Raw genomic sequence first — 11,000 nt, 5'->3', positions numbered from 1 at the left:
GATTATTACAACTTTTAAAAAGAAGGGAATTCATTTAAATTTTTTCGTGAATCCCTATACTTTTTATAAGTGGAGGGGGCGTAATCGAGCTTTCAAGGTGTTAAATGGGGAAGAGTGGTGAGGTAATTCATACCGAACTACTATTTCGTGATATGTTTCACTTGAGATAAAATCTAGAATCAAAATCAGGAAAGGGAGTGTGTTCTTATGCAACAAGTTCCTTTAAAAAATTTGGTTCAAACAGTATCTCCGGAGTGGCTTCACCTTTTGAAAGAAGAAGAACGATCCCAATGGGTAGTGCTACGTGATGGGATTCAGCAAGTAAATGAAGATGATTTAGTAGAAATTGTTGAAGCTGTTATTCTGGAGCACCAAAAGGTTAATTTTTATCAGTAGTAAACACTTTTCAATCATTTTAATGAAAATAGTTACAGAAATTTAGAGAATTAAACTGTAAATAGTCGGTTTATGAAGCTAAGGAGTTATGGTAATGAAAGAAAAAGAAATCTATTTAAAGCTGCAGGGAAAACTAAAGCGTTTGACGAATGAAACATTTAAATTTGACGAGCGCGTTGGTGAAGGTTGGTTCTCTGCAGTTTACTTTTTAAAAACGAAAAAAATAATAGAGAAATACAAGCCAAATAATATAGTGACGATGCAATTTTTTCAGAAGGAGCATGCAGTATTATGTGGCACGGATGAGGTCATTGCACTTTTAAACACATTTGCAACAAATCCTCAAAATCTAGATATTCGCTCACTTGAAGATGGAGATAAAATTGCACCATTTGAAACTGTATTAACGATAACCGGACCATATCAAGACTTTGGCTATTTAGAAGGTGTAATAGATGGGATTCTTGCTAGAAGAACTTCTGTAGCAACCAATGTCTATGAGGTTGTGAAAGCCGCTAAATCTTCTGGAGTCGAAAAACCAATCATTTTTATGGGTGATCGAGATGATCACTTTACACAACAATCAGGTGATGGTTATGCTGCATACATAGGTGGCTCTAAAGCACAGGCAACACATGCAATGAATGAATGGTGGGGCAAAAGAGGAATGGGAACAATGCCTCATGCACTTATTCAACTGTTTGAAGGTGATTTAGTAGCAGCTTCTAGAGCATATAAGGAAACTTTTCCAGAAGATGATCTTTTAGCATTAGTGGACTATAATAACGATGTCATCACTGATTCACTTAAAGTCGCTAGAGAGTTTGGTAAAGACCTTAAAGGTGTTAGAGTAGACACATCAAAAAACTTAATTGACCAGTATTTCACAAGGAATCCTGACATATTAGGTACATTTGATCCAAGAGGTGTCAATCCTCAGCTATTATTTGCCCTTCGGGAAGCGTTAGATAAAGAAGGTTTTCACCATGTAAAAATTGTTGCATCAGGTGGCTTCGATGCAAAGCGCATTGCAGAATATGAAAAAATGGGTGCACCAATAGATATGTATGGTGTTGGTAGTAGCTTATTAAAAATACATATTGGTTTTACTGGTGATAATGTTATTTTGGATGGAAAGTCGGAAGCAAAGACAGGTAGGAAGTTCCGAGATAATCCTCGTTTAGAAAAGATAGAACTTGGGAAATAAAAGCGAAAAACTGTTCAATAGAGCTATATTGAACAGTTTTTTTAGTTAAAAGATAAGGTACTTTAAAGAAAAGACGTTTATAGCAGCTTTGTTAATACGTTTTTTCTTTTAAAAATACCCTGTATTGTGTATTGTAATAAAGGAAGTGCGAAGTACATATCATTCCCACCATGTCTTCACTAATGGTTCCTAGGAGGGACGAATATGGATAAGGATCTCTCATCTGTTCTTGTAGATTTTCAGGAAGTAAAAGCAGATAAACAAAGCAGATTAATACATGCTTTTATTGAGTTATATAGCGCATTATTTAGCTATATAGAACAAGAAGCGAACATTAGGGAAAAAGTTCGAGCAAAAGCATTGTTTTCTAAGCAGACAGAGATAACATTTGAAAGTATTACAAAAAATAAAAGTGTAGCTCCTCATTTTGAGCACTGGTTTGCCTTTGATTATATTACCATTATAGGATCGAGAATATTTGACTTGTATTTGAGAGAACAAAAGCATACGTTAACAAAAGAAATGCTTGAAATTAGTAGCTTTATGCTTTTAATGTATCTCCACCCTGTTAAGTTAATTTCTAAGAATGATAAATCTCTTCAATACATAGACATATTTCAAGGTAATAAAATCGATGCGGAAACTTTTTTATTTGAATTAAGAGCTGAAGAGGGAGATATTATTTTTCTTAGATGTTTACAAGTTGGATTTCAAAAAATGATAATTGGACCATCCTTTATCATTGATAAACAGTGGAAAGAAGTTGTCATGAACGAACTAATGACTATAAACGACCTTGAAGAGGGGGCAATAAGAAAATACTTAAAAGAAAATGGCATGAAATATTATAAGTATAGAAAGCGGGCAAAACTATGAGGACATGTAAAAAAGGGATATGTAATGTGTAAAAATATTGCGTGGTATCGCCTATAAATTTTTGCTATAATGTGTTAGTATGTAAAATTTTAATCGCACATTATTGAAATAGGCATATAATTTAACGATATGAGGTGCAATTTTTGCCTCAGAACCATAGGATTTATGGAGGTTCAAACATGACAACTTATCATTTTATTGGAATTAAAGGTTCGGGAATGAGCGCATTGGCGCAAATATTAAGTGACATGGATTACAATGTACAAGGATCTGACGTTAATAAAGTCTTTTTTACGCAAAAGCCGTTAGAGCAAAAGGGGATTCCTTTATTCCCTTTTCAAAAGGAAAATATTGTGGAAGGGCAAACATTAATTGCCTCTCCTGCTTACAACGAAGAAAATGAGGAAATTAAAGCAGCGATGGAGCAAAACATTCCTGTTAATAAATACCCAAATTTCTTAGGTGAATTTATACAGCAATTTACGAGTATTGCTGTAACCGGTAGCCATGGTAAAACTTCAACTACGGGGTTATTAGCGCACGTATTACAAGAGGCTAAGCCTACCTCCTACCTTATTGGTGATGGAACTGGCAAAGGTGAAAAAGATAGCGAATATTTCGTCTTTGAGGCTTGTGAATATCGTAGGCATTTCCTCCATTATAGTCCTGACTATGCCATAATGACGAATATTGACTTTGACCACCCAGATTACTTTAGTGGTGTTCAAGATGTATTTGATGCATTTCAAGAAATGGCAATGCAGGTGAAAAAAGGGATTATTGCTTGTGGTGATGATAACTACTTACAACAGTTAAATGCCCAAGTGCCAGTAGTTTATTATGGATTTAATGAAGAACATGATTTTTGTGGAAAAAATATACGTTCTGATGAAAATGGTACTCATTTTGACGTTTATGTACGAAGTTCATTTTATGGATCGTTTACAATACCTGGTTATGGAAAACATAATGTACTTAACGCATTAGCTGTTATTGCACTCTGTAAGTATGAAGAAGTCGATATCAACATTATTCAATCCAGGTTAATAACGTTCTCTGGTGTAAAAAGACGCTTTAGTGAAAAGCTGGTAGGAAATCAAGTATTGATTGATGATTATGCACATCATCCTACTGAAATTGCAGTGACTATCGATGCAACAAGAAAGAAATACCCTAATCGAGAAGTAATTGCTGTATTCCAACCACATACATTTACAAGAACAAAAACATTTCTAGACGAGTTTGCTAATTGTTTACAAGCTGCAGATAAAGTTTTTCTTTGTGATATCTTCTCATCAGCTAGAGAAAACAAAGGTGACCTATCCATTCAAGATTTGTTAGAGCTTATTCCAGATGCTTCAACGATTTCTGAAGAAACGATAGATCAACTTAGCAAGTATGAAGACGCAGTAATTTTATTTATGGGAGCAGGCGACGTCCAGAAGTTCCAACAAGCATATGAAAACTGCTTAAAAAGTAAACAATAATATTTAAAAAAATGAAGAGGGAGACTCAAAAGGTTGATTTTAACCAATTGAGTCTCCCTTAAAAATAGAGCGGGTGACTCAAAAGGGAAAAATTAGCCCTTATGAGTCACTCTCTTACTTTAAATTTTCTGGATTTAGCGATTCTAAATCCTTCACTACAAATCGGCCATTTTCACGAATAAGCTCACCGTCAAAATAGATGTTACCACCACCGTATTCAGGGCGTTGGATGTTTACAATATCCCAGTGTACAGCTGAATCATTACCATTATAGGCATTATCATACGCTTGACCAGGCGTGAAATGGAAACTGCCATCAATTTTCTCGTCGAATAAAATATCTTGCATCGGATGTGAAATATAAGGATTTACCCCAATAGCAAATTCACCGATATAACGGGCACCTTCATCTGTATCGAGAATAGCATTGATCTTTTCATTGTTATTTGAAGTCGCATTAACAATTTTACCATTTTCAAATGTAAATCTTATGTTTTCAAATGTGAAGCCTTGATAAGGTGAAGCTGTATTATACGTAATTGTCCCATTTACGGAGTTTTTCACTGGTGCTGTATAAACCTCACCATCTGGAATGTTAAGACGTCCGGCACACTTAATTGCAGGAATATCTTTTATAGAAAAAGTTAAATCAGTTCCTTCACCAGTAATTCGTACTTGATCAGTGTTATTCATTCTCTTCACTAAAGCGTCCATCGCATTATCCATTTTTCCATAATCTAGATTACAGACGTTAAAATAAAAATCTTCAAAACCTGTAGTACTCATTTTTGCTAGCTGTGCCATTGATGAGCTCGGATAACGTAGAACTACCCACTTTGTTTTTGGGACTCTTATTTCTCTATGTACCTTTGTTCCAACTGTCTTTTGGTGTAAAGCCATTTGCTCATCCGGGACATCAGAAAGCTCATTTATATTGTCACCAGCGCGCAATCCAATATAGGCATCCATCTCTTTCATTACCGTTGCTTCGAACTGAGCTGTTAATTGTTGCTGTTCAGAAGTCGCACCTATAAGTAAAGACCGGTTTACTTCGTGTTCTTTTAGGGAAACGAATGGTAAACCACCTGCTTGATACGCTTCTTCTACTAGCGCGTTTACTAATTCCTTTTGAATGCCAAAGTTTTCAATAAGGATTTTTTCTCCCTTTTGTAGGTTTACAGAATAGTTAATTAAATTTTTAGCTAATACTTGAATGCGTGGATCTCTCATTCTGTACCTCCTTGAAATCGTATGATAGTGTTTATTCTACACTTAATTTGACGTTTTAACTAGTAATGTGCGTGATTGACGGGTGATTTTATTATATATGCTATGAAATATGAGAATTTCGTTCATATTTTTTGGAAGTTTGTGATAAAAAAATGTAGAATAATGTATAGTAGCGTTGTACATCATTTTTTTACTGGACAAGCATAAATGTAAATCGGAGGTGTTAAAAAGTCATGGAGTGGATTATATATGTAAGTGTAGCTATTATAGCTGTTTCATTTGCATTTTTAGTGTATTATTTAATTAGAACACTCGTTGCGATGAAAGCAACCATGATCAGTTTATCCAATACTGTTGAAAGTCTAGAAAAACAGGTGGATAGTGTAACGAAGGAATCGAAGGAATTAATACATAAGACAAATATTTTAGCTGATGATATGCAACGAAAATCTGATGCACTCAATTCTGTTTTTCATGCTGCAAAAGATTTAGGAGATTCGTTTCAAAGAATCAATCTTTCTGTGAAAAAGGTATCTGAGTCAGTTTCCAGAAGAGCAGACGAGCAATCTGATCAAATTGCGCAAGCTGTAAAGTGGGGAAATGTTGCTCTTCAGTTTTGGGAAAAGTGGAGAGCTAAGAAGTCACAAATGGACAATGAAAAACAAGAGGAAAAATAATTCTCGAAAGGGTTGATGATAATGAGTCAAGAAAAAGAAAACAATAATGGGCTTAATACAAAGGATTTTCTAATTGGTACATTCATTGGTGGTGTGATAGGTGCTTCAGCAGCACTATTACTAGCGCCGAAATCAGGTAAAGACCTTCGCCAAGATATTAATGACCAAGCAAAAATTGCGAAAGAAAGAACTACAGATTGGACACATCAAGCAATCGAAAGAGGAAATCAATTAGCAACATCTGCGAGACAGAGTACTTCAGAATTTGCGAGAACAGTATCCGATCGTTCAACTACTCTTTTAGAAAGAGCGAAGGATTTAGCACGTTCAGTTCGCAACGATGTAGATGATTTAACAGAATCAGCCGATAGCTTAACTAATGACTTAGAAGGAATTAGTGAAGAAATTGCTGCTTCGGTGAAAAAAGAAGTAGAGGATCTACAACGTTCCGTTGAGCAACTAGTAAAAGAAGTAGAAGAGAAAGAAAAGAATAAAGAATAAATAAGTGAGGGATAAATGATGAGCATCCAGAAGATTCAATCAAGTGATCAATTTCAACGTATTCAAAACGAAGGTGCTCCGTTTTTTTTATTAAAAAACAGCACGACTTGTCCAATTAGTCATGAAGCATACAATGAAACAGAAGCATTTGCAGATGATCAAAGTGACATTCCTGTTTATTATTTGAATGTTCAAGAATCACGTGATCTGTCTAATGAAATTGCCGCACAATATAATGTGAAACACGAATCACCACAGGCTTTATTGTTTAGTGAGGGCTCTGTAAAATGGCATGCATCTCATTGGAAAGTGACAAAAAAGAGCTTAAAAGATGCTTGGGCAAATATATAACAGATGATAGATAAAGCACTTCTGACGCTATAAATGGCGATAGAGGTGCTTTTTTAAATAGCGTTGTATTCTGGAGAGTTGGAATAGAGACAGCAACAACAGCTCTTGAGGTAAGGGGGGATAAAGGTAAGATGGGGAGCTGCCATCTGCCCTTGAACAAAGATAAATAGTTGTGAAGGTAAGATGTTGACACATCGCATTCCCCTAATACAGTAAAAAGCAAAAGAAAGCGAGCACTAATGCCAGCTTTCATTTTAAAAGTGTAGATGTTTCAAATGCATTAAAGTTCTAAAGGTTGGCTCAATAGGTGAATAAACTTTTGAGCCAACCTTATCATAAATACAACAAATTCAATTTACTTCTCCGTCCATTTAAGCTCTAACACATCCCCGTGCATAATACTATCAGCAAAGGATGTTTCCTCTCCATTTTTCAGCATGATTGGCTTTTTAGTCGTGTCTAATGTAAACTCGACATCAACTACTGCAAATACATCTTGATAAATAAAAGGGGATGGTTTTACTTTTTTTATAGTGATATTGTCACCATTGTTTAGTGTACTTTGCAACGTTAACTTTTCATCACCACGAAAAACTTCCACTAGCACCTGCTCTAGTACGACAACTTCTCCATTAAAAGATACTTTCATTTCATTGGCGTACAAATGGTTCGTTTGTTTTAAAACATCCTTGACTACAAAAGATGTTTCTTTTGCTGGACGGTATTCGAGTGTATCTCCATTTCTCACAGCGTCTGTATACGATGCTTCTGAACCATTAAGAAAAAGCTGTGGTATTTTATTTGGAATATCGTATTCTTCGTTATTGATGAAAATGGTTCTTTTGCTTGTGAAATTTGGTTTTTCGTAAGCTGGTTCTACTACTTTTAGTACTTCATCTACTGTTTGATAATAAACAACTTCTATTGTATCTCTGTCTTGTACAACATCCTCTAATGAAGATTCTTTATTATTTTTAAATAGTTTAGGGTTCAACGTTACTAAATCATTGTTGTACGTTATTTCTAGCTTTTTAATATCATCTAACAGATCTTTTATTTTTGTATTTGCATCTTTTCCGTTTTGTCCATTTTCAACAGTAATGACATCACCATGAGATAGTGGATCATCAAGCTTTGCATCTAGCCCATTCTTTTTAATGATAGGAGGAGTTCCATGTTCACCAGGTATTGATAAAGCTCGTCCATTTACATTTGTAATGATACCCATACCAGGCTTTCCATAGAGCTTAGAAAGCTCCATACCACTAGTAATGATGCCATCACCGATCGTTAATTGCTTAATATCAAATAAGCGAACGGTTTGATTATTGACAGTAATGCTTATATATTCGACAGGACTTTCTTTTGCAGCGATAGCAATCCCGATCGGGGTTACAAGCTCTGGTGTAGAGTCTAACGCAGTTTCAAAAGTAATTCCTTTGATCGCGTCAAGGCCCCTTATCGCAACACGGTTTTTTGGTAACTGTAAGTATTCCGCAATTTTTTCAGGTAAATAAGGAGTCATACTTCCGCCACCAACTAACATAACAGCTTTTGGGGATTGTTGATTCAATTCAATAATTTGTTCACTTATACCTCTTGCAAGTGTATCGATAGCAGGTTCGATTTCTTTAAACACTTCATTTTGTGAATACTCAGTTTCAAAACCTAAAATATCCACGATTGAAACTCGTTCTTCTACAGTTGCTTTCCTTTTCAGGTCTTCTGCTTCATTGAAGTCTAATAAAAAGTGATCGCTTATCGCTTCTGTAATCTCGTCTCCAGCAAGTGGAACCATGCCATAGGCGACAACAGTTCCAAGGTTAGTAATGGCGATGTCTGAAGTTCCGGCTCCAATATCAACTAGTGCAACATTCAGTCTTCTCATCGATGGTGGGATCAGTACTTGAATAGCAGCAATAGGTTCTAACGTTAATGCTTCCAGCTCTAGATCTGCACGCTGAAGTGCAGCGATAAGAGATTCAACAACAACCTTTGGTAAAAAAGTTGCAATGACTTCAACAGCTGCTTTTTCGCCTCTTTGATCAACGAGACTTCCGATGACTTGATCATCTAGCTGATAATTAATAACGGAGTAACCAACACAGTAATCGTTTACACGCTTATGTTTATCTCCAGAATCTTTAGCTAATGTAAATTGAGCTTTTTGCACCGCACTGAGTTCAAGGTGTAAAACATCCTCTTTATTAAAAATTGGCTTACCTTGTATAGGAAGTTCAACTTTTTCTCTAATTGTTTTTAAGGAACGCCCAGCCGCTGCTACACAAACGGTCTTAAGCTTCCCATGCCTTTCTTCTAGTCGATTTTTGATAGAATTAATAACGGTTGAAACAGCTATAACATTATGAATTTGCCCATCTAACATGGAACGTTCAGTATGCTCTTCGCGTACCATATCAACAACATGGTATCCAGTAGAACGTTTATGCAAGATGAGACCAACTACAGACCGCGTCCCAATATCTAAAGCGAAGATTGGTTTTATATCTTCATGTTCCATTAGTTGCACCACCCTAACACTTTTTCCAAGTATAAAAACAAGTTTTGATTTAATTATACATGATGCTATTGATTCCAAGTAGAAAAATGTCAAAAAAAGAAGAATAAGTTACAATTATTACTTTAACGCTTAAAAGCGTTTAATTATTAAAGAAATATCGTGACATTATTTCTTTTTTCGTTTATAATAGTCCATAATTACATTAATCACTATAATGGACTGAGATGCAATGAGAGGAGTTTTTAAAAATGGGTAATGAACAATTAGAAGAGTTGAGGGATCAATTGGACAAAGTAAATTTACAATTGATGGAGGTTATTAATGAGAGAGCTAGTCTCGTAAAGGAGATTGGCCGAGTAAAGAGTGCTCAAGGTCTGAATCGCTTTGATCCTGTACGTGAACGGAAAATGCTTGATTTAATTGCTGAAAATAATAAAGGGCCTTTTGAAACATCTACCCTTCAACATCTTTTTAAACAAATATTTAAAGCAAGTCTCGAAATTCAAGAAGATGATCATAGGAAAGCATTACTTGTCTCACGTAAAAAACATCCTGAGGATACTTTAGTTTCTATTAATAACGTAAAAGTTGGGGATGGTAGACAGAGATTAATTGCGGGTCCTTGTTCTGTTGAGAGTTATGAGCAAGTTGAAGCAGTTGCAAAAACTCTAAAACAAGAAGGAATTAAATTTTTACGAGGTGGCGCATTTAAACCTAGAACATCACCTTATGATTTCCAAGGACTAGGAGAAGAAGGTTTAAAAATCTTAAAGGATGTTGCCAAGAAATATGATCTATCAGTTATTAGTGAAATCGTTAACCCTAAAGATATTGAAATGGCACTAGATTATGTAGATGTCATTCAAATCGGAGCAAGAAATATGCAAAACTTTGAGTTATTAAAGGCTGCAGGAAGTGTAGATAAACCTGTTTTATTAAAACGAGGCTTATCAGCAACTATTGAAGAGTTTATTAACGCCGCTGAGTACATTCATGCTGGTGGGAATGGTAATATTATGTTATGTGAGCGAGGTATTCGTACGTATGAAAAAGCGACTCGTAACACATTAGATATATCAGCAGTACCAATCTTAAAGCAAGAAACGCATTTACCAGTGTGGGTAGACGTTACTCATTCAACAGGAAGAAGAGATTTATTATTACCGACTGCCAAAGCAGCTTTAGCAATTGGAGCAGACGGGGTCATGGCTGAAGTTCATCCAGATCCAGCAGTAGCTCTATCTGATTCGGCTCAACAAATGGATATTCCACAATTCCAAAACTTTGTCAGTAGCTTAGTTGAATCTGGATTATATAAGAGAGAAGAGGAAGTTGTAAATCAAAAATAAAGCATATTGATAAAAGAGGGGCTCCTTTTGGTCATATAATGGTGACTTAAGGAGATCCTCTCTTTTTTATGAATTTTTCCCACTAAAAAGAAGTAATGTCTACGTCAATACAGTATTTAGAAATGAAACACATCATCTAGTTTTAAAAAGCTTTGTTTGAAAAAACAAAGTGTTTCGTATAAATAGTGTTTATTGCAATTCCATTGTACTATTTAATGAATGAGCGACACATCTTTTGTGAAAAATAGTTAAAAAGAGAGGCCAAAATAAATATTTTTCTATAAAATTCTACAAAAAAATTTATTTTATTTTCATATACACTTAAGGATAGGGGATTTTGTGTCGATATAGATAAAGAATTGCGCCCCTCCTAAAAGTGTCGTATCATTACTATAAAATATGAAA

General features: G+C 35.2%; 10 protein-coding genes. 8 read left to right on the top strand and 2 right to left on the bottom strand.

Annotated features, from left to right (window positions below; genetic code table 11):
* Positions 1 to 207 precede the first annotated feature (207 nt).
* From BCELL_RS16205 to murC, 4 genes are all read left to right on the top strand, one after another.
* On the top strand, positions 208 to 396 hold the full coding sequence (locus BCELL_RS16205; RefSeq protein ID WP_013489856.1) for a hypothetical protein: 189 nt from the start codon (positions 208 to 210) through the stop codon (positions 394 to 396).
* Between the two features lie 94 nt (positions 397 to 490).
* Entirely contained in the window at positions 491 to 1,603 is a 1,113-nt protein-coding gene (locus tag BCELL_RS16200; RefSeq protein WP_013489855.1) for a nicotinate phosphoribosyltransferase, read from the top strand.
* Between the two features lie 204 nt (positions 1,604 to 1,807).
* Positions 1,808 to 2,479, top strand: a complete 672-nt coding sequence (locus BCELL_RS16195) for a hypothetical protein (protein WP_013489854.1) — start codon at positions 1,808 to 1,810, stop codon at positions 2,477 to 2,479.
* A gap of 179 nt (positions 2,480 to 2,658) precedes the next feature.
* Entirely contained in the window at positions 2,659 to 3,966 is a 1,308-nt protein-coding gene (murC, locus tag BCELL_RS16190) for a UDP-N-acetylmuramate--L-alanine ligase (protein WP_013489853.1), read from the top strand.
* 114 nt (positions 3,967 to 4,080) lie between these two features.
* On the opposite strand, the gene BCELL_RS16185 is transcribed toward murC, so the two are convergent.
* Complete coding sequence (locus BCELL_RS16185) at positions 4,081 to 5,196, bottom strand: aminopeptidase (protein ID WP_013489852.1); 1,116 nt, start codon at positions 5,194 to 5,196, stop codon at positions 4,081 to 4,083.
* A gap of 233 nt (positions 5,197 to 5,429) precedes the next feature.
* Between BCELL_RS16185 and BCELL_RS16180 the strand changes: the two genes are divergently transcribed.
* Genes BCELL_RS16180 through ytxJ form a run of 3 tightly spaced genes read left to right on the top strand, consistent with a single transcriptional unit; the run spans position 5,430 to position 6,725 of the window.
* Positions 5,430 to 5,873 (top strand): DUF948 domain-containing protein, encoded by a 444-nt coding sequence (locus tag BCELL_RS16180; RefSeq protein ID WP_013489851.1) that lies wholly within the window; start codon positions 5,430 to 5,432, stop codon positions 5,871 to 5,873.
* Between the two features lie 21 nt (positions 5,874 to 5,894).
* Complete coding sequence (locus tag BCELL_RS16175) at positions 5,895 to 6,374, top strand: YtxH domain-containing protein (protein ID WP_013489850.1); 480 nt, start codon at positions 5,895 to 5,897, stop codon at positions 6,372 to 6,374.
* Positions 6,375 to 6,389: 15 nt separating this feature from the next.
* Positions 6,390 to 6,725, top strand: a complete 336-nt coding sequence (ytxJ, locus tag BCELL_RS16170; protein WP_013489849.1) for a bacillithiol system redox-active protein YtxJ — start codon at positions 6,390 to 6,392, stop codon at positions 6,723 to 6,725.
* Positions 6,726 to 7,080: 355 nt separating this feature from the next.
* Here ytxJ and pilM read toward each other — a convergent pair whose 3' ends face one another.
* Entirely contained in the window at positions 7,081 to 9,246 is a 2,166-nt protein-coding gene (gene pilM / locus BCELL_RS16165) for a pilus assembly protein PilM (protein ID WP_013489848.1), read from the bottom strand.
* 248 nt (positions 9,247 to 9,494) lie between these two features.
* Between pilM and BCELL_RS16160 the strand changes: the two genes are divergently transcribed.
* Positions 9,495 to 10,595, top strand: coding sequence for a bifunctional 3-deoxy-7-phosphoheptulonate synthase/chorismate mutase (locus tag BCELL_RS16160; RefSeq protein WP_013489847.1), 1,101 nt, complete (start codon positions 9,495 to 9,497; stop codon positions 10,593 to 10,595).
* Positions 10,596 to 11,000: the final 405 nt, after the last annotated feature.

Origin of the sequence: Evansella cellulosilytica DSM 2522 (assembly GCF_000177235.2) — a bacterium.
GTDB lineage: Bacteria > Bacillota > Bacilli > Bacillales > Salisediminibacteriaceae > Evansella > Evansella cellulosilytica.
Note: the sequence above shows the minus strand (reverse complement) of the source record. Positions and strands in the feature narration are given on the sequence as shown.